Source organism: Methylorubrum thiocyanatum (assembly GCA_014138645.1).
GTDB classification, from domain to species: Bacteria; Pseudomonadota; Alphaproteobacteria; order Rhizobiales; family Beijerinckiaceae; genus Methylobacterium; species Methylobacterium thiocyanatum.
In genome coordinates this window covers 417946-440018 of record JACJIB010000005.1, presented here as the reverse complement: position 1 = coordinate 440018, position 22073 = coordinate 417946, and the positions used below count along the sequence as shown (strand labels likewise).

General features: G+C 67.2%; 20 protein-coding genes. All 20 read right to left on the bottom strand.

Annotation, left to right across the window (positions count from 1 at the left end; all coding sequences use genetic code 11):
* Positions 1-290 precede the first annotated feature (290 nt).
* Positions 291-593: a helix-turn-helix domain-containing protein gene (locus HNR51_RS16505; RefSeq protein WP_012452926.1), complete on the bottom strand. Its 303-nt coding sequence runs from the start codon at positions 591-593 to the stop codon at positions 291-293.
* Positions 590-937, bottom strand: coding sequence for a type II toxin-antitoxin system RelE/ParE family toxin (locus tag HNR51_RS16500; protein WP_052300023.1), 348 nt, complete (start codon positions 935-937; stop codon positions 590-592). The genes HNR51_RS16505 and HNR51_RS16500 overlap by 4 nt, the downstream gene beginning before the upstream one ends.
* A gap of 45 nt (positions 938-982) precedes the next feature.
* Positions 983-1693 carry an ABC transporter ATP-binding protein gene (locus HNR51_RS16495; protein WP_182555639.1) on the bottom strand — a complete coding sequence of 237 codons (711 nt, stop codon included), beginning with the start codon at positions 1691-1693 and terminating at the stop codon, positions 983-985.
* Positions 1694-1707: 14 nt separating this feature from the next.
* Complete coding sequence (locus tag HNR51_RS16490) at positions 1708-3027, bottom strand: lipoprotein-releasing ABC transporter permease subunit (protein ID WP_012452928.1); 1320 nt, start codon at positions 3025-3027, stop codon at positions 1708-1710.
* Positions 3028-3039: 12 nt separating this feature from the next.
* Positions 3040-4365 carry a proline--tRNA ligase gene (gene proS, locus HNR51_RS16485; protein WP_182555638.1) on the bottom strand — a complete coding sequence of 442 codons (1326 nt, stop codon included), beginning with the start codon at positions 4363-4365 and terminating at the stop codon, positions 3040-3042.
* Positions 4366-4799: 434 nt separating this feature from the next.
* On the bottom strand, positions 4800-5138 hold the full coding sequence (locus HNR51_RS16480; protein ID WP_141950590.1) for a DUF1467 family protein: 339 nt from the start codon (positions 5136-5138) through the stop codon (positions 4800-4802).
* A 174-nt stretch (positions 5139-5312) separates the two neighbouring features.
* Positions 5313-5717, bottom strand: coding sequence for a methylmalonyl-CoA epimerase (gene mce / locus HNR51_RS16475; RefSeq protein WP_012452931.1), 405 nt, complete (start codon positions 5715-5717; stop codon positions 5313-5315).
* A 54-nt stretch (positions 5718-5771) separates the two neighbouring features.
* Positions 5772-7445 (bottom strand): ribonuclease J, encoded by a 1674-nt coding sequence (locus tag HNR51_RS16470; protein WP_141950591.1) that lies wholly within the window; start codon positions 7443-7445, stop codon positions 5772-5774.
* A 19-nt stretch (positions 7446-7464) separates the two neighbouring features.
* Positions 7465-8310 carry a biotin--[acetyl-CoA-carboxylase] ligase gene (locus HNR51_RS16465; protein ID WP_182555637.1) on the bottom strand — a complete coding sequence of 282 codons (846 nt, stop codon included), beginning with the start codon at positions 8308-8310 and terminating at the stop codon, positions 7465-7467.
* Between the two features lie 6 nt (positions 8311-8316).
* Complete coding sequence (gene nuoN / locus HNR51_RS16460) at positions 8317-9756, bottom strand: NADH-quinone oxidoreductase subunit NuoN (RefSeq protein WP_141950592.1); 1440 nt, start codon at positions 9754-9756, stop codon at positions 8317-8319.
* Positions 9753-11336: an NADH-quinone oxidoreductase subunit M gene (locus tag HNR51_RS16455; RefSeq protein ID WP_012452935.1), complete on the bottom strand. Its 1584-nt coding sequence runs from the start codon at positions 11334-11336 to the stop codon at positions 9753-9755. The genes nuoN and HNR51_RS16455 overlap by 4 nt, the downstream gene beginning before the upstream one ends.
* Positions 11336-13465 carry an NADH-quinone oxidoreductase subunit L gene (nuoL, locus tag HNR51_RS16450; protein ID WP_182555636.1) on the bottom strand — a complete coding sequence of 710 codons (2130 nt, stop codon included), beginning with the start codon at positions 13463-13465 and terminating at the stop codon, positions 11336-11338. Before nuoL ends, HNR51_RS16455 begins: the two co-directional genes overlap by 1 nt.
* Positions 13466-13527: 62 nt before the next feature.
* Entirely contained in the window at positions 13528-13833 is a 306-nt protein-coding gene (gene nuoK / locus HNR51_RS16445; RefSeq protein ID WP_003598182.1) for an NADH-quinone oxidoreductase subunit NuoK, read from the bottom strand.
* 5 nt (positions 13834-13838) lie between these two features.
* Positions 13839-14459, bottom strand: coding sequence for an NADH-quinone oxidoreductase subunit J (locus tag HNR51_RS16440; RefSeq protein ID WP_012452937.1), 621 nt, complete (start codon positions 14457-14459; stop codon positions 13839-13841).
* Positions 14460-14666: 207 nt separating this feature from the next.
* On the bottom strand, positions 14667-15155 hold the full coding sequence (gene nuoI, locus HNR51_RS16435) for an NADH-quinone oxidoreductase subunit NuoI (protein WP_012452938.1): 489 nt from the start codon (positions 15153-15155) through the stop codon (positions 14667-14669).
* Between the two features lie 13 nt (positions 15156-15168).
* Positions 15169-16191 (bottom strand): NADH-quinone oxidoreductase subunit NuoH, encoded by a 1023-nt coding sequence (nuoH, locus tag HNR51_RS16430; protein ID WP_012452939.1) that lies wholly within the window; start codon positions 16189-16191, stop codon positions 15169-15171.
* 12 nt (positions 16192-16203) lie between these two features.
* Positions 16204-18270: an NADH-quinone oxidoreductase subunit NuoG gene (nuoG, locus tag HNR51_RS16425; RefSeq protein WP_182555635.1), complete on the bottom strand. Its 2067-nt coding sequence runs from the start codon at positions 18268-18270 to the stop codon at positions 16204-16206.
* 34 nt (positions 18271-18304) lie between these two features.
* On the bottom strand, positions 18305-19606 hold the full coding sequence (gene nuoF / locus HNR51_RS16420) for an NADH-quinone oxidoreductase subunit NuoF (protein ID WP_182555634.1): 1302 nt from the start codon (positions 19604-19606) through the stop codon (positions 18305-18307).
* A 10-nt stretch (positions 19607-19616) separates the two neighbouring features.
* Positions 19617-20855 (bottom strand): NADH-quinone oxidoreductase subunit NuoE, encoded by a 1239-nt coding sequence (gene nuoE / locus HNR51_RS16415; RefSeq protein WP_182555633.1) that lies wholly within the window; start codon positions 20853-20855, stop codon positions 19617-19619.
* 19 nt (positions 20856-20874) lie between these two features.
* Positions 20875-22065, bottom strand: a complete 1191-nt coding sequence (locus HNR51_RS16410) for an NADH-quinone oxidoreductase subunit D (protein WP_012452943.1) — start codon at positions 22063-22065, stop codon at positions 20875-20877.
* Between the last annotated feature and the right edge of the window lie 8 nt (positions 22066-22073).

The following is a 22073-nucleotide window of genomic DNA, read 5'->3' as shown; positions in this document are numbered from 1 at the left end:
TCGGCGCAGGGGCCACACTTTCCTGTGCATCCCCCGCCGCCGCAGGGAACGAAACAGGATCGATTAATGGATCGGCGCCAAGGCTACCGCCCAGAGCGCGACCGCACCGAAGAGCAGGCCGAAGGCAGTGAACTCGACGACGCTGGTGAGGAACACACGCTTGGTCATGGCTTCCACTCCGTGTTGGTGGAGTGATTTTTGTTCCTGTTTTGTTCTGTGTAAAGCCCTGAGAACGGCGCCGATCGGGATCGTGGTTAAAAACCTCCTACTGTGTCTTTGCAGCGGAAGGTTCAGGCCGCCGGCCGCTCGCGAAGCGTGACGGAGACATCAACCTGCTGTCCAAGGCGATTGAGGATGCTCATGAGACGATCGACTGTGAAGCGATCGAGCTTAGCCCGCCGGATTCGTGAAAAGTCGGCCGTCGCGATTCCCGTAGCCTCTCTCGCGGCCTGGCCCGTCAGATGACGCCGATCGAGACAAGCGATGATCTGAGCGGCCAGCAGGGCCTTGAGCTGCTCGGCATCCGCATCCTCGCGGTCAAGATCACGAAAGACATTGCCGGTTCCGCGAATGAGTTCGAAGTCCTCGCTCATGCAAGAGCCTCCTTCAGGCGCTTCAAGCGCTCACGCACGACATCGATTTCGTGCTGCGGCGTCTTGATCCCACTGATTGATTTCTTCTGAAAGGCGTGCACGACCCATAGATCGGCATCGATCTGTACGGCGTAAACGACCCGAAAGGCATCGTTGCGATGACGCAAAACGACCTCCCAGATGCCGGAGCCCAATCCCTGCAACGGCTTGACGATATCCGCCCGCTCCCCCTCCGCAGCAATGGTGAGGGCCCTCAGGCACTCGTCCTGCGCGTCACGCGGGAACGTCTCGAAAGCTTTCCGAGCCGCCTTGATCCATGAAATCGGGCGGGTTCGTCGCGCCATGCGGACGATGTTGTCATATTTGACAACGATAGCAAGCCCGCTTGTCTAAGCCAACGGCTCGATCATCCCATCGCGGATCGTCACCCGGCGGTCCATGCGCGCGGCAAGCTCCATGTTATGGGTCGCGATCAGGGCCGCGAGGCCGGAGGCGCGCACGAGTTGGAGCAGGATGCTGAAGACCCGGCCCGCGGTCTGCGGGTCGAGGTTGCCGGTGGGCTCGTCGGCGAGCAGCAGGCGCGGGCCGTTGGCCACCGCACGGGCGATGGCGACGCGCTGCTGCTCGCCGCCGGAGAGTTCGGCCGGGCGGTGCGGCAGGCGGTCCTTGAGGCCGAGAAAGCTCAGGAGTTCGGCGGCCCGCGCCTCCGCTTCCCGGCGGGCGAGTCCGCGGATGAGCTGGGGCAGCACCACGTTCTCCAGCGCCGAGAACTCCGGCAGCAGGTGGTGGAACTGGTAGACGAAGCCCATCTCCTCGCGCCGCAGACGGGTGCGCTCGGCATCCGACATGCCGGCGGTCGGCTGGCCGCCGATATAGACCTCGCCGCCGTCCGGGCGCTCTAAGAGGCCGGCGACGTGGAGCAGGGTCGATTTGCCGGCCCCCGAGGGCGCCACCAGGGCGACCAGCTCGCCCGGCCAGATCGCCAGATCGGTGCCGCGCAGGATCTCGAGCGCGCCATCGGCCTGCGCGTAGCGGCGTTGGACGCCCGCGAAGAACAGGGCCGGCACGGGCTGAGCGCCGCCGGCATTCGTCTGAGCCATATCGGGGCGTTCCGTCAGCCGTAGCGCAGAGCCTGCACCGGATCGAGCCGGGCGGCGCGCCAGGAGGGATAGAGGGTCGCCACCAGCGACAGCAGGATCGAGGTGATCACGATAATGACGACCTCGCTCGTGTTCATCTCCGCCGGGATCTCGGCGAGGAAGCGCACGGTGGGGTCCCAGGCCGTGGGAAACAGGGTGCGCTGGATCGGCTTGATGTTGAGGGTGAACAGCACGCCGCCGACGAGGCCGATCGCCGTACCGACAAGGCCGATCAGCGCTCCGTTGATGAGGAAGACCCGCATGATCGTGCCCGGCGTCGCCCCCATGGTGCGCAGGATCGCGATGTCCGAGGACTTGTCGCGCACGAGAAGGATAAGACCTGAGATGATGTTCAGGGTCGCGACGATGACGATGAGGTTGAGGATGAGGAACATCACGTTCCGCTCCACCTCGAGCGCCCCGAAGAAGGTGCGGTTGGTCTGGCGCCAGTCGGTGAGCAGCACGGGGCGCTCGGCCGCCATCTCCAGGGGCTCGCGCATCTCGCCGACCGCGTCGGCGTCGTCGAGATAGATCTCGATCACGCTGACGTCGCCGTCGCGGTTGAAGAAGGCCTGCGCTTCGGCCAGCGGCATGAAGGCCATGGTGGTGTCGAAATCGGTCACGCCGATCTCGAAGATCGCCTTGACGGTGTAGGTCTTGGTGCGCGGCGCGGTGCCGAACGGCGTGCTCGCGCCCTTCGGCGTCGACAGCGTGACCTGATCGCCCGCCTGGAGGCCGAGGGCGTCGGCGAGCCGCTTGCCCAGCGCCACGCCCTGGCCGTCGTCGAAGCCCTCCAGCGTGCCGCTCTTGATCGCGCCGGAGACGGCCGGGATCTTCGGCAGGTCGGATTCGCGCACGCCGCGCACGAGCACGCCGGAGCCGCCATAGGGCGAGGAGGCGAAGGCCTGCCCCTGCACCATCGGCACGACGGCGCGCACGCCCGCGACCTTTTCCAGGCGCTCCGAGAGATCGACGTAATCGGTGAAGAGCCGATCGATCGGCGCGGCGAAGACGTGGCCGTTGAGCCCGATGATCTTGGAGCGCAACTCGGTGCGGAAGCCGTTCATCACCGAGAGCACGATGATGAGGGTCGCCACGCCGACCGCGATGCCGAGCACCGAGAACAGGGCCACCACCGAGACCCCGCCGCCCCGGCGGCGGGCGCGCAGGTAGCGGCCGGCGATGATCCACTCGAATCCGGCGAAAGGCGGCGTCGAGGCGCTCGCGCGGGCATTCTTCAGCCGTTCCAGGGCGCCTCTCAAGGAGACGCCGCCCTTGCCCAACGCGAGTGCCATCGCGGCCGGTCCTCAGACGCGCCGGATGCGGGCGGGAAGATCGACGGGATCGAGGGTCTCGCGCTCCCCGCTGGCGCGGCGCTTCAGCTCGATCTTGCCCTCCGCCAGACCCTTCGGGCCGACGATCACCTGCCAGGGCAGGCCGATGAGATCCGCGGTGGCGAACTTGGCGCCCGGCCGCTCGTCGCGGTCGTCGTAGAGCACCGAGAGGCCGGCGGTCTCGAGCCCCGACTGGATCTCGGCGCAGGCGGCATCGCACGCAGCGTCACCGACCTTGAGGTTGATCAGCGCCACATCGAAGGGGGCGATGGCGTCCGGCCAGATGATGCCGGCCTCGTCATGGCTCGCCTCGATGGTCGCGGCCACGAGCCGGCTCGGGCCGATGCCGTAGGATCCCATATGGACCGGCCGTTCCTGCCCGTCGGGGCCGGTGACGACCGCCTTCATCGGGGTCGAGTACTTCGTGCCGAAATAGAAGATGTGGCCGACTTCGATGCCGCGGGCGGAGAGGCGCGAGGCTTCCGGCACCTCGGCGAAGACCGCCTCGTCGTGCATCTCGTCGGTGGCGGCGTAGTGCGAGGTCCAGGAATCGACCACGCCCTGCAGGCCGGCGACGTCGTCGAAATCGACGGACGGGGGCGGCACCGGCATGTCGAGATAGGCGCGGTCGCAGAAGACCTCGCTCTCACCGGTCTTGGCCAGGATGATGAACTCATGGCTGAGATCGCCGCCGATGGGGCCGGTATCGGCGCGCATCGGAATCGCCCGGAGGCCCAGCGTCTCGAAGGTGCGGAGGTAAGAGACGAAGACCTTGTTGTAGGAGTGGCGCGCGGCGGCCTGATCGAGGTCGAACGAGTAGCCGTCCTTCATCAGGAACTCGCGCGAGCGCATGGTGCCGAAGCGCGGGCGCACCTCGTCGCGGAACTTCCACGAGATCTGGTAGAGGTTTTTGGGCAGATCCTTGTAGGAGCGGGCGCTCGCGCGGAATATCTCGGTGACGACCTCTTCCGCCGTCGGGCCGTAGAGCAGCTCGCGCTCATGCCGGTCCTTCAGCCGCAGCATCTCCTTGCCGTAGGCCTCGTAGCGGCCGGATTCACGCCAGAGATCGGCGGCCTGGATCGTCGGCATCAGGATCTCGACGGCGCCGGCGCGGTCCTGCTCGGCGCGGATCACGTCGCAGACCTTGTTGAGGACGCGCAGACCCAGCGGCAGCCACGCGTAGATGCCGGCGGCCTCCTGGCGGATCATGCCGGCGCGCAGCATCAGGCGGTGCGAGACGATCTCCGCTTCCTTGGGCGTCTCGCGCAGGATCGGCAGGAAGTAGCGGGAGAGACGCATCGTTCGACCTTGGAAGACGGCGGGCGCAGCCGGGGAGGAGCCAGGCCGGCATGCGAGGGCACACAACACATTGCCCCTGCAAAATACAAGCGCCCTACGAACACAGGATCGACCTGCAATAAGGCGGAACGAAGCCGGCGAAGCGGTGACGCGCCTCGACCTTCGCGCCCGGCGGAAGCCGTTTGCCACGCGCCCTGCAAAAAAACGCTGCGAACCGTCTCTCCCCTGATGACAAAGGGAAATCTTCTTCCTATAAGCAGCGCCGTGATGGTCGCAGCCCACGAGGCAGCGCACGGTCCGGGTCTTGGGAGGAACAATCAGCCAACGCGCCGCAAGAAATGCGCGATATAATTAGGCTGGAAATACTTCGGTTATCCAAAGCAAGGCCTCGTGCCTTGCTTTTTGTTTTGGAGCTGTGCGGTGCCGCGGCTTCGTCAGAGCCGGGCGAGCGGGAAGATCAGCAGGGCCGCGAAGAACGCGACGGCCGCTAGGACCGTCGTCAGCAGGGCCTTCTCGCGCAGGCGCGGGCTCGCAGGCGCTCCCGGATCCTGGCCCGGCACCAGCCGCTGCGGATCCGCCTCGGCCGCGTTGCCCAGCGGCAGGATCGCGAACAGGAAAGTCCACCACAGCACGAAGTAGAGCGCCAGCGCGCCGAACACCGTCAGGTCGAAGCCCTTCACCGCCACCGTGGCGAAGAGCGCGATCAGCACCGCCACCGTCAGGAGGGTCAGGGGCGTCGAGGCGGTGAGGGTGCGAAGGGGCGAGCGGGTCATCGTCTGCAAACGGTCATGGAAAAACGGCCGGGCTGAGACCCGGCCGGACTTGAGCCGAACAGGGCCTGTCAGACCAAATCCGATTGATCCCTTGGGAATGGCGGATCTGGTCTTCGCTCAAGCGCCGCGCGGGCTCGCCGATCCGGTTTCCGCTTTGATCGAGCGGAAGCCGGATCAGACCTGCTCCAGCTCCACCAGCGTTCCCAGGAAGTCCTTGGGGTGGAGGAAGATCACCGGCTTGCCGTGGGCACCGATCTTCGGCTCGCCGGTGCCGAGCACGCGGGCGCCGGCCGCCTTCATCTTGTCGCGGGCGGCGATGATGTCCTCGACCTCGTAGCAGACGTGGTGGATGCCGCCGGCCGGGTTCTTGTCGACGAAGCCCTGAATGGTCGAGTTCTCGCCAAGGGGCGACATCAGCTCGACCTTGCTGTTGGGCAGTTCCACGAACACCACCGTCACGCCGTGCTCGGGCTGCGGCAGCGGCTCGGTCACCTTGGCGCCGAGGGTGTCGCGGTAGATTGCGGTCGCCGCGTCGAGATCCTTCACCGCGATGGCGACGTGGTTGAGCCGTCCGATCATTGTTCTTTCCCTCCCTGCCCGTCGGTCTCCTCCCCTGGGGGAGGAGACCCTGCTTCACACCTCCACCACCTGCACGTGGCAGGCGGGCTTTTTGCCCCAGGCCTCGTTGACGGCGGAGCGCACGGCGCGATCGACCGCGTTCTCCACGGCCTCCGAGTCCTTCATCTTGCCGCGCGACAGGCCGTTGATCGTCCGGTTGACCGTATCGACCACGGTGTCGAGCAAGGGCTCGCCGCCGCGCCCGCGATTGGGCAGGCCCATGATGTCCACCGCCGGCTCACCGGCCATCTCGCCGCGCTCGTCGATGGCGAGCGCCACCGAGACGATGCCGGTCTGCGAGAGCTTGCGCCGCTCCGGGATCGCCCGGTCCTTGGAGTCGATGAGGACGTTGCCGTCCTTGTAGAGCCGGCCGGCGCGGACGTGCTCGACCACCTCCGGCTTGCCCGGAGCGAGGCGGACCACCGCGCCGTTGCGGGCCTTCACCACCGACTCGACGCCCTGCGAGCGGGCGAAGCGCGCGTGCTCGTCGAGGTGCAGCGCCTCGCCATGGACCGGCACCACCGCCTTCGGCCGCGTCCACGAATACATCGCCACCATCTCCTCCCGGCGCGGATGGCCGGAGACGTGGACGAGTTCGGTGCGGTCGGTGATGACCTCGATGCCGTCCTCGATCAGGTCGTTGATGATGGCTCCGACATCGCGCTCGTTGCCGGGAATGGCGCGCGAGGAGAAGATCACCCGGTCGCCGGCCGTCAGCGAGATCGCCGGATGGTCGTGGCGCGAGACCCGCGACATCGCCGCCCGCGGCTCGCCCTGCGAACCGGTGAGCAGGCAGACCACCTTGTCGCGCGGCAGGTGCGAGTAGGAATCGGCCGAGAGGAAATCCGGCAGACCGTCGAGATAGCCGCACTCGCGGGCGACATCGATCACCCGGTCCATGGCGCGTCCGACGGCGATCACCTGCCGGCCGCAGGCCTGGGCGGCCTCCGCCACGGCGCGGATGCGAGCGACGTTGGAGGCGAAGGTCGTCACCGCGACGCGGTGGGGCGCGTTCTCGATCAGCTTACGCAGTGTTGCGGAGACCTCGGTCTCGCTCGGCGAGCGGCCCTCGCGCAGCACGTTGGTCGAGTCGCAGACGAGCGCCAGGATGCCCTCGTCGCCGAGCGCGGTGAAGGCCTCGGGCGAGGTCGAGTCGCCCGCGACCGGCGTGTCGTCGAGCTTCCAGTCACCGGTATGCAGCACAAGGCCGTGCTCGGTGCGGATCGCCACCGCGTTCGATTCCGGGATCGAGTGCGCCACCGGCACGAACTCGATCTCGAACGGCCCGACCGTCACGCGCCGGCCCGGCTTGATCTCGCGCAGGTCGACCTTCGGCGCGCCGGGCTCGGAGAGGCGGCGGGTCTCCAGCAACTGCTTGGCAAACCGCGTGGCGTAGACCGGGGCCTTGATCCGCGGCCACAGTTCCGAGATCGCGCCGATATGGTCCTCGTGCGCGTGGGTGATGAAGATGCCGAGAAGGTCCTTCTTGCGCTCCTCGATGAAGGTGAGGTCGGGGAACATCAGATCGATGCCGGGCAAGCCTTCCTCGCCGGCAAACCCCATCCCGCAATCGACCATGATCCACTTGCGCTGCTTCTCGGGTCCGATCCCGTAGAGGCCCGCGTTCATCCCGATCTCGCCCACGCCGCCGAGCGGCACGAAGACGAGTTCGTCCTGCCGTGTCGTCATCTTGTTCGTCTATCCAGTCTCAGGCCGCCGTCGCGGCACGTCCGAAATGCACCTCGCCCGCCGTCACGGTTCGTCGGGTTCCATCCGGGGCGAGGATCACGAGCCGCCCCCCCTCGTCGATCGTTTCAAAGATGCCCGTCAGCGTGACTTCGGCCATGCGAACCGACACGGGGGCCCCTACCCCCGCCGCGCGCTCCAGCCACTGCCGCCGGATATTCGAGAATCCGCGCCCCTTGTTCCAGATCCGGACGGCTTCGACAAACCGTTCCGACAGGAATTCGAGCAACCTCGGCGCATCCGCCGCGGAAAAAGCCGAAAGTGCGGCTGCGGGATAGGGCAAACCCTCGGGCGCCGCCGCGACGTTGACGCCGAACCCGACCACCACGGCCCGTCGCCCGCCCGGAAGCGTCTCGGCCTCCAGCAGGATGCCGGCGAGTTTCCGGCCGTCGGCGAGGACGTCGTTGGGCCACTTCAGATGGATGGCGGCGTGGGCAGCGGCAATGCCCTGCGGCAGCGCATCCCCCTCCCCTGCCTGCGGGGAGAGGGGGGAAGGGTCCAGACGGCACGCATCCCTGATCGCATCGACCAACGCCACGCCCGCAACGAAGCCGAGCGTGGCCACCATCTCCGGTGCGACACCCGCCACCGGCAGCAGCAGGCTCGCGGCGAGGTTGCCCTCCGGCGAGGTCCAGGCGTTGCCGCGGCGGCCGCGGCCCGCCTCCTGGCGCCGGGTCGTGACCCAGAGCGGGCCGGCCTCGCCGCCATGAGCGAGGCGCATCGCCTCGCTGTTGGTCGAATCGAGCCGGTCGTGGCTGTGGAGCCGATGTCCCTCGGACCGGGCCGCTTGGCTTAAGCGGAACTGCATCCGCCTTTAGAACAGCGACTTCGCGGCGTCGCCCGCCGCGGCGACGAGCGGCGCCGGGATCAGGAAAAACAGCACCACGACGGCGCTCGATACGCCGAGCACGATGGCCGAGCCCGGCGGGATCCGCTCGTAGGGGGCCTTGGCCTCATCGAAGTACATCACCTTGACGAGGCGCAGGTAGTAGAACGCGCCGACCACCGAGGTCACCACGCCGACGACCGCGAGCGTCACCAGACCCGCCTGGATCGCGGCGGAGAAGACGTAGAACTTCGCGAAGAACCCGGCGAGCGGCGGGATGCCGGCGAGCGAGAACATCATCGCGGCAAGGCAGAAGGCCAGCCAGGGATGGGTGCGCGAGAGGCCCGACAGGTCGTCGATCGTCTCGAACATCCTGTCCTTGCGGCGGAGCGACAGCAGCACGGCGAAGGCGCCGAGCGTCATGGCGAGGTAGATCACCATGTAGATGACCACGCCGCGCACGCCCTCCTCCGAGCCCGCGGCGAGGCCGATCAGGGCGTAGCCGACATTGCCGATGGAGGAATAGGCCATCAGGCGCTTGATGTTGCGCTGGCCGATAGCGGCGAAGGAGCCGAGCGCCATCGAGGCGATCGAGACGAACACGATGATCTGCTGCCAGACCGCGGTGACGTCGGGAAAGGCGCCGATGAAGACGCGCACCGTCATCGCCATCGCGGCGACCTTCGGCGCGGAGCCGAAGAAGGCGGTGACCGGCGTCGGCGAGCCCTCGTAGACGTCCGGCGTCCACATGTGGAACGGCACGGCAGCGAGCTTGAAGGCGACGCCGGCGGCCACGAACACGATGCCGAGCACGATGCCGAAGCTCGTCGGGCCGTTGAGCGCCGTGACAATGCCAGGGAAGGAGACCGTGCCGGTGAAGCCGTAGACCAGCGAGGCGCCGTAGAGCAGCATGCCGGAGGAGAGCGCGCCGAGCACGAAGTACTTCAGGCCGGCTTCCGTGGACTTCACGTCGTCGCGATGGAAAGCGGCGATGACGTAGGCGGCGAGCGACTGCAGTTCGAGGCCCAGATAGAGCGAGATCAGGTCGTTGGCCGAGGCCATCACCAGCATACCGATGGTGCAGAGCACGATCAGGATCGGGTACTCGAACCGGTCGATGCGCTCGCGCTGGAAGTAGTCGCGCGAGAGCAGGATAGTCGCCGCCGAGCCGATCAGGATCAGCGCCTTCATCACCCGTGCGAACGGGTCGGCGATGAAGGCGCCGTTCAGCGTCGTCACGTTGCCCGTCTGCGAGACGACGAGGAAGAAGGTGAAGATCAGCAGGATCAGCGCGCCGACATTCACGCCCTCGGACGAGCGCTCGCCGCGCCATGCCCCGTAGAGGACGAGCAGCAGAGCGCCGATGCTCAGGACGATCTCCGGCAGGACCGGCGTGATCGCCGGCAGGACGGACTGGATCGGGGTCATCGCGCGGCGGCCTCGACGGTTTTCTGGGAGGCGAGAACGGCTGCCTTCTCCGCCGCGGCGGATTGTGCGGCCTTGGCTGCGGCCTCGGCGGTCTGGGTATTGGCGAGCGCGGCCCGCATGTTCTGCATCAGCGCCTCGGTGGAGGGCGCGAAGGTGTCGAGCACGGGGGCCGGGTGGACGCCGTACCAGATCGTCAGCGCGACGAGCGGCGCGATGATGATCTTCTCGCGGTTATCGAGATCGAGAATGCCCTGGAGGTTGGGCTTGTCGAGCTTCCCGTAGATCACCCGGGCATAGAGCCACAGCGCGTAGCCGGCCGAGAGGATGATGCCGAAGACCGAGAAGAAGGCCACGGTCGGGTTGGCGCGGAAGGCGCCCATCATCGCCAGGAACTCGCCGACGAAGCCCGACGTGCCCGGCAGGCCGACATTGGCCATGGTGAAGACCATCATCGCCGCGGCGTAGAGCGGCATCCGCTTCACGAGGCCGCCATAGGCGGCGATCTCGCGGGTGTGCATCCGGTCGTAGACGACGCCGACGCAGAGGAAGAGCGCGCCCGAGACGATGCCGTGGGAGATCATCAGGAACAGCGCGCCCTGGATGCCCTGCTCGTTGAGGGTGAACAGGCCGAGCGTCACGAAGCCCATATGCGCCACCGACGAGTAGGCGATCAGCTTCTTGATGTCGGTCTGCATCATCGCGGTAAGCGAGGTGAAGATGATCGCGATCACCGACAGCGCGAAGACGAGCGGCGCGAAGGAGGCGGAGGCATCCGGCAGCATCGGCAGCGAGATCCGGATGAAGCCGTAGCCGCCCATCTTGAGCAGGATACCCGCCAGGATCACCGAACCCGCGGTCGGCGCCTCGACGTGGGCGTCGGGGAGCCAGGTATGGACCGGCCACATCGGCATCTTCACCGCGAAGCTCGCGAAGAAGGCGAGCCACAGCCACCATTGCAGGCCGACGGGGAAGCGGTGGGCCAGCAGCGTCGGGATGTCGGTGGTGCCGGCCTCCCAGTACATCGCCATGATGGCGAGCAGCATGAGCACCGAGCCGAGCAGGGTGTAGAGGAAGAACTTGAAGCTCGCGTAGATGCGCCGCTTGCCGCCCCAGATGCCGATGATGAGGAACATCGGGATCAGGCCTGCCTCGAAGAACAGGTAGAACAGCACGAGATCGAGGGCGCAGAACACGCCGATCATCGTCGTCTCGAGGACGAGGAAGGCGACGAAGTACTCCTTGACCCGATTCTCGACCGAGAGCCACGACGCCCCGATGCAGAACGGCATCAGGAAGGTGGTCAGCAGGATCAGCGGCATCGAGAAACCGTCGACGCCGAGCTTGAACCGGATCGTCTCGGCAAGCCACGCATGGCTCTCGACGAGCTGGAAGCTCGGGGACGCGATGTCGTAGCGGGCCCAGGCCACCAGCGAGAGCAGGAAGGTGACGACCGTCGTGATCAGCGCGGCCCAGCGGGCGTTGCGCTTCACGGCTGCCGTCTCCTCCCCCAAGGTCAGGATGAAGGCGGCGCCCGCGAGCGGAACGATCAGGAGCCCGGAGAGAAGACCGAGGCCGAGCATCAGTGGGTCCCTCCAACCGTTCCCGCCGGCACGCCGGAGACGAGGTACCACGTGATCAGGCCGGCGACCCCGACGAGCATCACGAAGGCGTAGTGATAGACGTAGCCGGTCTGGAGGCGGACCACGCCACGGGTGATGTCCACGACCCGGGCCGAGATGCCGTTGGGACCGAAGCCGTCGATGATGCGGCCGTCACCCTCCTTCCAGAGGAACAGGCCGAAGTTCTTCGCCGGCCGCACGAAGATCCGGTCGTAGATCTCGTCGAAGTACCACTTGTTGAGCAGGAAGCGGTACAGGATCGGCTGAGACTCCGCGAGGCGGTGCGGCATGTCGGGCCGGCGGATGTACATCCAGAAGGCCAGGAGGAAGCCGAGCACGAGCATCACGAAGGGCGAGGCGGCGACCCAGCCCGGCGCGTCGTGGATCTTGTGCATGATGTCGTTGCCGGACCCGTGCGGGAGCGCGTGGCCCCAGAACTTGTCCATGTCGTGCCCGATGAACCGCTCCTTGAAGATCAGGCCGGCGAACAGGGCGCCGAAGGCCAGGATCGCGAGCGGGATCGTCATCACGAGCGGGCTCTCGTGCGGCGTGTGGGCGTGGTCGTCGTGGTGCTCGATCGCGCTGTGCGAGGCGGGCTCGACGTCGTGGCCCTTGTCGTCGTGAGCGACGCCCTCGTGATGCCCCGGTGCGCCATCGGCTTGGTGGGACGAGGCGGTGTGCGCGGTCGCGGCATGGGCATGGTCATGCGCGTGATCGTCGTGACCGTGGGCGCCGTGGGCCACCCAGCGCTGAGGTCCCTCGAAGGTGAGGAAGAACAGGCGCCAGGAATAGAACGAGGTCATCAGCGCGGCGATCACGGTGGCGAGGAACGCCAGAACGTGGCCGGGGCGGTCGGACATGTAGGCCGCCTCGATGATCGCGTCCTTGGAGTAGTAGCCGGAGGTGAAGGGGAAGCCGATCAGCGCGATCGTGCCGATCGTCATCATCGCCGTGGTGAAGGGGATGTAGCGGCGTAAGCCCCCCATGTTCCGCATGTCCTGCTCGTGGTGCATCGCGTGGATGACCGAGCCGGCGCCGAGGAACAGCAGCGCCTTGAAGAAGGCGTGGGTGAAGAGGTGGAACACGCCGGTGGCGTAGGCGCCGACGCCGAGGCCGACGAACATGTAGCCGAGCTGCGAGCAGGTCGAGTAGGCGATGACCCGCTTGATGTCGTTTTGCACGAGGCCGACGGTCGCCGCGAAGAAGGCGGTGATGCCGCCGATGACCGTGACGACGGTGAGCGCGGTGGGGGCCAGCTCGAAGAGCGGCGACAGGCGCGCGACCATGAACACGCCGGCGGTCACCATGGTGGCGGCGTGGATCAGCGCCGAAACCGGGGTCGGGCCTTCCATGGCGTCGGGGAGCCAGGTGTGCAGCAGGAACTGCGCCGACTTGCCCATGGCGCCCATGAACAGCAGCAGACAGGCGAGCGTCAGAGCGTGCCAGTCATGGCCGAGGAAGTGGAAGGTCGCGTCCTTCAGCTCCGGGGCCTTGGCGAAGATCGCCTCGAAGCCGACCGAACCGGTGAGGACGAAGACGAGGAAGATGCCGAGCGAGAAGCCGAAATCGCCGACGCGGTTGACGATGAAGGCCTTCATCGCCGCGGCATTGGCCGAGGGCTTCTCGTACCAGAAGCCGATCAGCAGGTAGGAAGCCAGGCCGACGCCCTCCCAGCCGAAGAACATCTGCACGAGGTTGTCGGCCGTCACCAGCATCAGCATGGCGAAGGTGAACAGCGACAGGTAGGCGAAGAAGCGCGGCCGGTGCGGATCCTCGTGCATGTAGCCGATGGAGTAGAGGTGCACGAGCGTCGAGACCGAGGTCACGACGACGAGCATCACCGCGGTCAGCGTGTCGACCTTGAAGGCCCAGTCGACCACGAGGTCGCCGGCCGAGAACCACTGCGCGACGGGCACGGTCTCGGCGCGGCCGTCGCCGGTCACGAGGAAGAAGGCGCCCCAGGACAGTAGCGCCGCGAAGGCGAGGCAGCCCGTCGTCACGAGCTCGCTCATCCGTGCGCCGATCAGCCGGCCGAACAGGCCGGCGATCAGGGCGCCGATCAGCGGGAAGAAGACGATCGCGTGATACATGGGTCGGTCGTGCCTCGCAGCAGGCGGACGAAGGGGACGGGGCTCTCTTCGGGGAGGGAGCGTCAGCCCTTCATCATGCTCACGTCCTCGACGGCGATGGAGCCGCGGTTGCGGAAGAACACCACCAGGATCGCCAGACCGATCGCGGCCTCGGCCGCGGCCACCGTCAGCACGAACAGGGCGAAAACCTGCCCGGTGATGTCGTTGAGATGGGTCGAGAAGGCGACGAGGTTGATGTTCACGGCAAGCAGGATCAGCTCGACCGACATCAGGATGACGATGACGTTCTTGCGGTTGATGAAGATGCCGAGCACGCCGAGCGTGAACAGGATCGCGGCAACCGTGAGATAGTGGCTCAATCCGATCATGGGCCTCAGACCTCCACGCCCTGCCGCGAGGGCACCTTGATGGTATCGACCGCCATCGTCTGGGTGCGGGCGTTCTGCACGGAAATGTTCTGGCGCTTCACGCCGGTGCGCTCGCGCAGGGTCAGCACGATGGCGCCGATCATCGCGACCAGCAGAATCAAGCCGGCGATCTGGAAGGCGTAGACGTAGTCGGTGTAGAGCACGCGGCCGAGCGCCTCGGTGTTGGTGGCGGTCTCGCCATGGGCGGCCCGTCCCAGCGGCGCCTGCACGAGGCCCGGATCGATGGTCCAGGTGCCCACCACCAGCAGCAGCTCGATCAGGAAGATCGCGCCGATCAGCCCGCCGATCGGCAGGTAGCGCTGGAAGCCCTGACGGAGCGCGGCGAAGTCCACGTCGAGCATCATCACGACGAAGAGGAACAGCACCGCCACCGCGCCGACATAGACGACGACGAGGATCATCGCCAGGAACTCGGCGCCCATCATCACGAACAGCCCGGCGGCGTTCACGAAGGCGAGGATCAGGAACAACACCGAGGTGACGGGGTTCCTGGCAGCGATCACCATGAAGCCCGAGGCCACGGCGAGGCTGGCAAAGAGATAGAAGAAGGCGGCGGCTGCGGTCATGCGATTTTCAGCATCGGCCGCTCGGTCGAGCGGCTCCCTTCTGCCTCGGTGGACCCTCGGCCGCAGGCGGCGGCCCGTCTAGCGCGTCCAGAAGGACGCGCTAGGCTCCTTTCTCCGCATCGTCTTTTTCCGAAAGCCGGAGGCCACCTTTCGGGACGGTGCTCTATAGAACTCGGCCTTGCGGCGCACAACCGCGCGCCGGTCGACTCAGCGGTAGGGCGCGTCGATCGCGATGTTGCGGGCGATCTCGCGCTCCCAGCGATCGCCGTTCTCGAGCAGCTTCTGCTTGTCGTAGAGCAGCTCCTCGCGGGTCTCGACCGAGAACTCGAAGTTCGGCCCCTCGACGATGGCATCCACCGGGCAGGCCTCCTGGCACATGCCGCAATAGATGCACTTCACCATGTCGATGTCGTAGCGCGTGGTGCGCCGCGTGCCGTCGTTGCGGCGCGGTCCCGCCTCGATGGTGATGGCTTGGGCCGGGCAGATCGCCTCGCAGAGCTTGCAGGCGATGCAGCGCTCCTCGCCGTTGGGGTAGCGGCGGAGCGCATGCTCTCCGCGGAAGCGCGGCCCGCGATGGCCCATCTCGAAGGGGTAGTTGATCGTGGCCTTCGGCTTGAGGAAGTATTTCATGGCGAGGAAGAACCCCGACACGAACTCCTTCAGGAGAAGGCTTCTGGCGACCTGATCGAGCTTCACGGCGCGATCCTTCTCAAGCGCCCGGCGCGAGGCCGGTGAGTTTCAGGACGAAGGCGACCACCACGACCGAGATGAGCGAGAGGGGCAAAAAGACCTTCCAGCCGAGCCGCATGAGCTGGTCGTAGCGGTAGCGGGGCACCATGGCCTTCACCATGGCGATCATGAAGAACAGGAAGCTCGCCTTCAGCGCGAACCAGATCACGCCCGGCACCCAGGTGAAGGGCACGAACGGGATCGGCGAGAGCCAGCCACCGAGGAAGAGGACCGTGCCGAGCGCGCACATGGTCATGATCGCCACGTACTCGCCGAGCATGAACAGCAGGTACGGCGTCGAGGAATACTCGACCATGTAGCCCGCCACGAGTTCGGACTCGGCCTCCGGCAGGTCGAAGGGCGGGCGGTTGGTCTCGGCGAGCGCCGAGACGAAGAACACGCCGAACATCGGAAACAGCCAGAGCCAGTACCAGCCGAACAGGCCGAGCGCCGTGTCCTGCGCCATGACGATGCGCGAGAGGTTGAGCGAGCCGGCGCAGAGCAGCACGCAGATGATCACGAAGCCGAGCGAGACCTCGTAGGAGATCATCTGCGCCGCCGAGCGCAGCGCGCCGAGGAAGGCGTATTTCGAGTTCGAAGCCCAGCCGCCCATGATGACGCCGTAGACGCCGAGCGAGGAGATCGCGAAGATGTAGGTGATGCCGACATTGATGTCGGCGATCGCCCAGCCGTCGGCGAGCGGGATCACCGCCCAGGAGGCGAGCGCCAGCATCGCGAAGACCAGGGGCGCTAGCAGGTAGATCGCCTTGTTGGCGCCCGCCGGGATCACCGGCTCCTTCAGCACGAACTTCAACAGGTCGGCGAAGGACTGGAACAGACCCCAGGGCCCGACCACGTTCGGGCCGCGGCGCAGCTGCACCGCCGCCCAGATCTTGCGGTCGGCGAGCAGCGCGTAGGCGATGAAGACGAGCAGTGCCGCAAGCAGCACGAAGCTCTTCAGGGCGATCAGGAGGACGGTGCCGAGCACTTCCCAGAAGGTCATCGCGGGCGTCCCTTATTCCGCCGCTTCGAGGGCGCGGCCCCGGGCGAGGCTGGAGCACTCGGCGAGCACCCGCGAGGCGCGGGCGATCGGGTTGGTGAGATAGAAGTCGGCGATCGGCGAGGAGAAGGCGCCCTTGGCCCCCTCTCCCGGCAGCGCCGCGAGCGTGTCGAGGGTGCCCGCCGCGTCGGCAGGCTCGATCTGGCCGACCGCCGCGAGATGCGGATGCTCGGCATACATCGCCTTCCGGAGCGCGGCGAGCGAGTCGTAGGGCAGGCGCTTGCCGAGCACGTCGGAGAGAGCGCGCAGGATGGCCCAGTCCTCGCGGGCATCGCCCGGCGGGAAGCCCGCGCGGTTGGCCATCTGCACCCGGCCCTCGAGGTTGACGTAGGTCGCGCTCTTCTCGGTGTAGGCGGCGCCCGGCAGGATCACGTCGGCGCGGCTCGCGCCGGCATCGCCGTGGGTGCCCTGGTAGATGACGAAGGCGCCCGGCCCGATCACCCGCTCGTCGGCGCCGAGGTTGAACACGACGTCGAGCGCGCCCGGCTCCAGCATCTGCGTGAAGGTCAGACCGCCCTGCCCCGGTACGAAGCCGAGATCGAGGGCGCCGACGCGGGCCGCCGCCGTGTTGAGCACGCCGAAGCCGTTCCAGCCCTCGGCGACCGCGCCGACATCCTTCGCCAGCGCGGCGGCGGCGGCGAGCGCCCCGAGCCCGCCCTCGCCGACGAGGATGAGCGGACGCTCGGCCTTTTTCAGGACGTCGAGGAAGCTGTGCTCACCCTTGGCGATCGAGGCGAGGGTGTCGGTACCGGCGCCGAGATAGGTGTAGGGGTAGGTCAGATCCGGCTGCTCATCGAGGATCAGGCCGATCGAGACCGGGGCCATGCGCCAGCGCTTGCGGATGCGCACGTTGAGCAGCGAAGCCTCGGTGCGCGGGTTGGCACCGACGATGAGGATCGCGTCCGCCTGCTCGATGCCGGGAATGGTCGGCGCAAACGTGTAGGCGGCCCGGCCCCAGGCCGGATCGATCGCCTCAGCCGTTTGACGCGCGTCGAGATTCGTCACGCCGAGCGCGCCCATGAGCTGCTTGAGCGCAAAAATCTCCTCGGCGCCCGCGAGATCGCCGACGAGCGCGCCGACGCGCGCCGGATCCACGCTCTTCACCCTGGCGGCGATCGCCGAGAACGCCTCGCCCCAGGAGGCCGGACGCAGGCGCCCGTTCTCACGCAGGAAGGGGCGGTCGAGGCGCTGCAGCCGCAGGCCGTCCACGACGTGGCGGGTCTTGTCGGAGATCCACTCCTCGTTGATCTCTTCGTTGATGCGCGGCTCGATCTGCATCACCTCGCGGCCGCGGGCATCGATGCGGATCGCCGAGCCGACCGCATCCATCACATCGACGGATTCGGTCTTGTGCAGCTCCCAGGGACGCACGTTGTAGCTCTGCGGCAGGTGGACCAGCGCGCCGACCGGGCAGAGATCGGCGACGTTGCCCTGGAGTTCCGAGCCCATCGCCTGTTCGAGGTAGCTGGTGATCTCCATGTCCTCGCCGCGGCCGATGGCGCCGAGATCCGGCACGCCGGCGACTTCCGCGAGGAAGCGGACGCAGCGGGTGCAATGGATGCAGCGGTTCATCGCCGTGCGCACCAGCGGGCCGATATACTTCTCCTCGACCGCCCGCTTGTTCTCGCTGTAGCGGGTCGAATCGACGCCGTAGGCCATCGCCTGATCCTGCAGGTCGCAATGGCCGCCCTGGTCGCAGATCGGGCAATCGAGCGGGTGGTTGATGAGGAGGAACTCCATCACCCCCTCGCGCGCCTTCTTCGTCGTGCCCGAGCGGGTGAGCACTTCCGGCGGCTCGCCGTTGGGGCCGGGCCGGCAATCCTTGACCGCGTAGGCGCAGGAGGCGACGGGCTTCGGGGCGCCCTTCAGCTCGACCAGGCACATGCGGCAATTGCCGGCGATCGACAGCCGCTCGTGGAAGCAGAAGCGCGGGATCTCCGCGCCCGCGATCTCGCAGGCCTGGAGCAGGGTGTAGTCGGCCGGAACATCGACCTCGGTGCCGTCGATGAGGATTTTGGTCATCGGGTCATCTCGAAGGTGAGCATCGGGGCGGCGCTCACTCCGCCGCCATCGGCACCGCATCCATGTGCGGGTTGGCGCTGTACTGGTCGATCCGCTTCTCGATCTCGGGCCGGAAGTGTCGGATCAGGCCCTGGATCGGCCACGCCGCCGCGTCGCCGAGCGCGCAGATCGTGTGGCCCTCGACCTGCTTGGTGACTTCAAGCAGCATGTCGATCTCGCGCTTCTGCGCCCGGCCGGCGGCCATGCGGGTGAGCACGCGCCACATCCAACCGGTGCCCTCGCGGCAGGGCGTGCACTGGCCGCAAGACTCGTGCTTGTAGAAGTACGAGATGCGGGCGATCGCGCCGACGATGTCGGTCGACTTGTCCAGCACGATCACCGCGGCGGTGCCGAGGCCCGAGCCGAGGTTGCGCAGGGTGTCGAAGTCCATCTTGGCGTCGATGATCTGCTCGGCCGGCACCAGCGGCACCGAGGAGCCGCCGGGGATGGAACACAGGAGGTTATCCCAGCCGCCGCGCATGCCGCCGCAATGCCGGTCGATCAGCTCGCGGAAGGTGATACCGAGCTCTTCCTCGACATTGCAGGGCTTGTTGACGTGGCCCGACACGCAGAACAGCTTGGTGCCGGTGTTGTTCTTGCCCCCTAAGCCCGCGAACCACGCGCCGCCGCGGCGCAGGATCGTGCCCGCCACCGCGATCGACTCGACGTTGTTGACCGTCGTGGGGCAGCCGTAGAGGCCCATATTGGCCGGGAATGGCGGCTTGAGCCGCGGCATCCCCTTCTTGCCCTCGAGGCTCTCGATGAGCGCCGTCTCCTCGCCGCAGATGTAGGCGCCGGCGCCGTGATGGACGTAGATGTCGAAGGGGTAGTCGTGGATGTTGGAGGGACCGACGAGGCGCGCCTCGTAGGCCTCGTCCACCGCGCGCTGCAGCGCGAACTTCTCCGCCACGTACTCGCCGCGGATGTAGATGTAGCAGGCATGCGCACCCATGGCGAAGGACGCCAGCATGCAGCCCTCGATCAGGAGATGCGGATCGTGCCGCATGATCTCCCGGTCCTTGCAGGTGCCCGGCTCCGACTCGTCGGCGTTGACGACGAGGTAGTGCGGGCGCCCGTCGGACTTCTTGGGCATGAACGACCATTTCAGGCCGGTGGGGAAGCCGGCGCCGCCGCGGCCGCGCAGGCCGGAGCCCTTCATCTCGTCGATGATCCAGTCCCGGCCCATCTCGAGCAGGAACTTGGTGCCGTCCCAGGCGCCGCGTTTCTTCGCGGCGTCCAGCTCCGGCGAGTGCTGGCCGTAGAGATTGGTGAAGATGCGATCCTGATCGGAGAGCATTGTCCGCTCCTCAATCCTTGCTGCCGGCGAGATCGGCCGACTGTCCCACCCAGTTCTCCCGGTCGATGCGGCCGGGGAAGGCGAGATAGGCGCTCACCCAGGCGACCTCCTTCGGCGACCACGCGGCGATCTGGTCGTAGTGCCAGATGCCGAGGTCGTTGAGGCGGCGCTGGTTGATCGGGCCGATGCCCTTGATCTTGGTCAGGTCGTCCGGGCGATCCTCGCGCGGGGCGTCGAGCCCCTTCGGCCGGGTGCCGGCGGCGTCGGCGCGGGCTTCCGGATTCTCGCCCTCGGGTACGTCGTCGCCGGCACCGACCGCCGCCGGATGCTGCGGCGGCTCGGTGCGCAGGAGCTTATCCTCCTCGACGGCCGGGTCCTGGGCAGCGGGCGCCTGCGCGTCGCGCGCGTCGGCCTGGTCCTGCGGCTTCACCGGAGTCTCGCCGGCGCTCGCGCGCTCGGCCGGCGCATCGACGGCTTTCGATTCGTTCGCGCGGCCGGCCGAGGGCCGGGCCGGCTTGGTCTCGTCGGCGACACGGGCCTCGGTCGAGGCGGCCTCGTCCCGCTTCGTGCCTTCCTCGCTCGGGCCGGCGCCTTCGGTCTGCTCGAAGCGCTTGCGCCACGCGCCGACGCGCGAGCCGTCGAACAGGCTCGGGTCGGTCAGGGTGTTGACGGCGTCCTTCGGCTCCGAGGAGATCCGGCCGATCTGCGAACCGACCTTGACGGGGCGGCCGGCGGCGAGGTCGTCCATGAGCTTGTTCAGGCTCTCGGGCGTCAGGTCCTCGTAGTAGTCCTGATTGATCTGCACCATCGGCGCGTTGCAGCAGGCGCCGAGGCACTCGACTTCGAGCCAGGAGAAGTTGCCGTCCGCCGAGACGTGGCCGGAGGGGCCGAGGCGGTCGTGCAGGGCGGCCTTCAGCTCCTTCGCCCCGCAGCAATCGCAGGGGACGGTGCCGCAGACCTGGATCCAGTACCGGCCGACCGGCTCGAGGGCGAACATCGTGTAGAAGGTCGCGACTTCCAGCACGCGGATATGCGGCATGCCGAGCTGGTCGGCGACCGCCTCGATCGCCTTCTGCGGCAGCCAGCCGCCGTTCTGCTCCTGCGCCTTCCACAACAGCGGAATCACGGCCGAAGCCTGCCGGCCCTCCGGATATTTCGCGATCTGGCCGCGAGCCCAGTCGGCGTTCTCGGGCGTGAACGCGAAGTCCTGGGGCTGCTCGGCAGCGGGGGCTAGCCTGCGGTTCGCCATGACGTTTCGACCCGTCTCCTCAGCGGTCCACTTCGCCGAACACGATGTCGAGCGTGCCGAGCACGCAGGACACGTCGGCGAGCAGGTGGCCGCGGCACATCCAATCCATCGCCTGAAGATGGGCGAAGCCCGGCGCGCGGATCTTGCAGCGGTAGGGTTTGTTGGTGCCGTCCGAGACGAGGTAGACGCCGAACTCGCCCTTGGGCGCCTCGACCGCGGCGTAGACCTCGCCCTCGGGCACGTGGAAGCCCTCGGTGTAGAGCTTGAAGTGGTGGATGAGCGCTTCCATCGAGCGCTTCATCTCCCGGCGCGGCGGCGGCGCGAACTTTCCGTCGATGGAAGCGATCGGCCCCTGTCCGGACGGCTCGCGCAGCTTGGCGCAGCACTGCCGCATGATCTTCACGGATTCCCGCATCTCTTCCATGCGGATGACCTGACGATCGTAGGTGTCGCCGTTCTTCCCCACGGGGATGTCGAAGTCCATCTCCTCGTAGCACTCGTAGGGCTGCGACTTGCGCAGGTCCCACGGGATGCCCGAACCGCGCACCATCACGCCCGAAAAGCCCCAGGCCATGGCCTCGTCCACCGAGACGATGCCGATGTCGACGTTGCGCTGCTTGAAGATGCGGTTGGCCATGACGAGGTTGTCGAGGTCGTCGACCACCTTCAGGAACGGGTCGCAGAACGCCTCGATGTCATCGATCAGCGCGGGCGGCAGGTCCTGATGGACGCCGCCGGGACGAAAGTAGTTGGCGTGGAGACGAGCGCCGGAGGCGCGCTCGTAGAAGATCATCAGTTTCTCGCGCTCCTCGAAGCCCCACAGGGGCGGCGTGAGCGCGCCGACGTCCATCGCCTGCGTGGTGACGTTGAGGAGGTGGGAGAGCAGCCGGCCGATCTCGCAGAAAAGCGTGCGGATGAGCTGGGCCCGGCGCGGCACTTCGATGCCTGCGAGCCGCTCGATCGCGAGGCAGAAGGCGTGCTCCTGGTTCATCGGCGAGACGTAGTCGAGCCGGTCGAAATAGGGAGTCGCCTGGAGGTAGGTCTTGTGCTCGATCAGCTTCTCGGTGCCCCGGTGCAGGAGCCCGATATGCGGATCGACGCGCTCGACCACCTCACCGTCGAGTTCGAGCACGAGGCGCAGCACGCCGTGCGCCGCCGGGTGCTGCGGACCGAAGTTGATCGAGAAATTGCGGATGTTGTGCTCAGACATGACCGCAG

Bases quoted from the DNA above. Each gene is read 5' to 3' on its own strand.
- HNR51_RS16505 (WP_012452926.1), bottom strand. From the start codon at position 593: ATGAGCGAGGACTTCGAACTCATTCGCGGAACCGGCAATGTCTTTCGT.
- HNR51_RS16495 (WP_182555639.1), bottom strand. From the start codon at position 1,693: ATGGCTCAGACGAATGCCGGCGGCGCTCAGCCCGTGCCGGCCCTGTTC.
- mce (WP_012452931.1), bottom strand. From the start codon at position 5,717: ATGATCGGACGGCTCAACCACGTCGCCATCGCGGTGAAGGATCTCGAC.
- HNR51_RS16480 (WP_141950590.1), bottom strand. From the start codon at position 5,138: ATGACCCGCTCGCCCCTTCGCACCCTCACCGCCTCGACGCCCCTGACC.
- HNR51_RS16500 (WP_052300023.1), bottom strand. From the start codon at position 937: ATGGCGCGACGAACCCGCCCGATTTCATGGATCAAGGCGGCTCGGAAA.
- HNR51_RS16410 (WP_012452943.1), bottom strand. From the start codon at position 22,065: ATGTCTGAGCACAACATCCGCAATTTCTCGATCAACTTCGGTCCGCAG.
- nuoF (WP_182555634.1), bottom strand. From the start codon at position 19,606: ATGCTCTCCGATCAGGATCGCATCTTCACCAATCTCTACGGCCAGCAC.
- HNR51_RS16440 (WP_012452937.1), bottom strand. From the start codon at position 14,459: ATGACCGCAGCCGCCGCCTTCTTCTATCTCTTTGCCAGCCTCGCCGTG.
- nuoG (WP_182555635.1), bottom strand. From the start codon at position 18,270: ATGACCAAAATCCTCATCGACGGCACCGAGGTCGATGTTCCGGCCGAC.
- nuoL (WP_182555636.1), bottom strand. From the start codon at position 13,465: ATGTATCACGCGATCGTCTTCTTCCCGCTGATCGGCGCCCTGATCGCC.
- HNR51_RS16455 (WP_012452935.1), bottom strand. From the start codon at position 11,336: ATGCTCGGCCTCGGTCTTCTCTCCGGGCTCCTGATCGTTCCGCTCGCG.
- nuoK (WP_003598182.1), bottom strand. From the start codon at position 13,833: ATGATCGGATTGAGCCACTATCTCACGGTTGCCGCGATCCTGTTCACG.
- nuoE (WP_182555633.1), bottom strand. From the start codon at position 20,855: ATGGCGAACCGCAGGCTAGCCCCCGCTGCCGAGCAGCCCCAGGACTTC.
- proS (WP_182555638.1), bottom strand. From the start codon at position 4,365: ATGCGTCTCTCCCGCTACTTCCTGCCGATCCTGCGCGAGACGCCCAAG.
- HNR51_RS16490 (WP_012452928.1), bottom strand. From the start codon at position 3,027: ATGGCACTCGCGTTGGGCAAGGGCGGCGTCTCCTTGAGAGGCGCCCTG.
- nuoH (WP_012452939.1), bottom strand. From the start codon at position 16,191: ATGACCTTCTGGGAAGTGCTCGGCACCGTCCTCCTGATCGCCCTGAAG.
- HNR51_RS16470 (WP_141950591.1), bottom strand. From the start codon at position 7,445: ATGACGACACGGCAGGACGAACTCGTCTTCGTGCCGCTCGGCGGCGTG.
- HNR51_RS16465 (WP_182555637.1), bottom strand. From the start codon at position 8,310: ATGCAGTTCCGCTTAAGCCAAGCGGCCCGGTCCGAGGGACATCGGCTC.
- nuoN (WP_141950592.1), bottom strand. From the start codon at position 9,756: ATGACCCCGATCCAGTCCGTCCTGCCGGCGATCACGCCGGTCCTGCCG.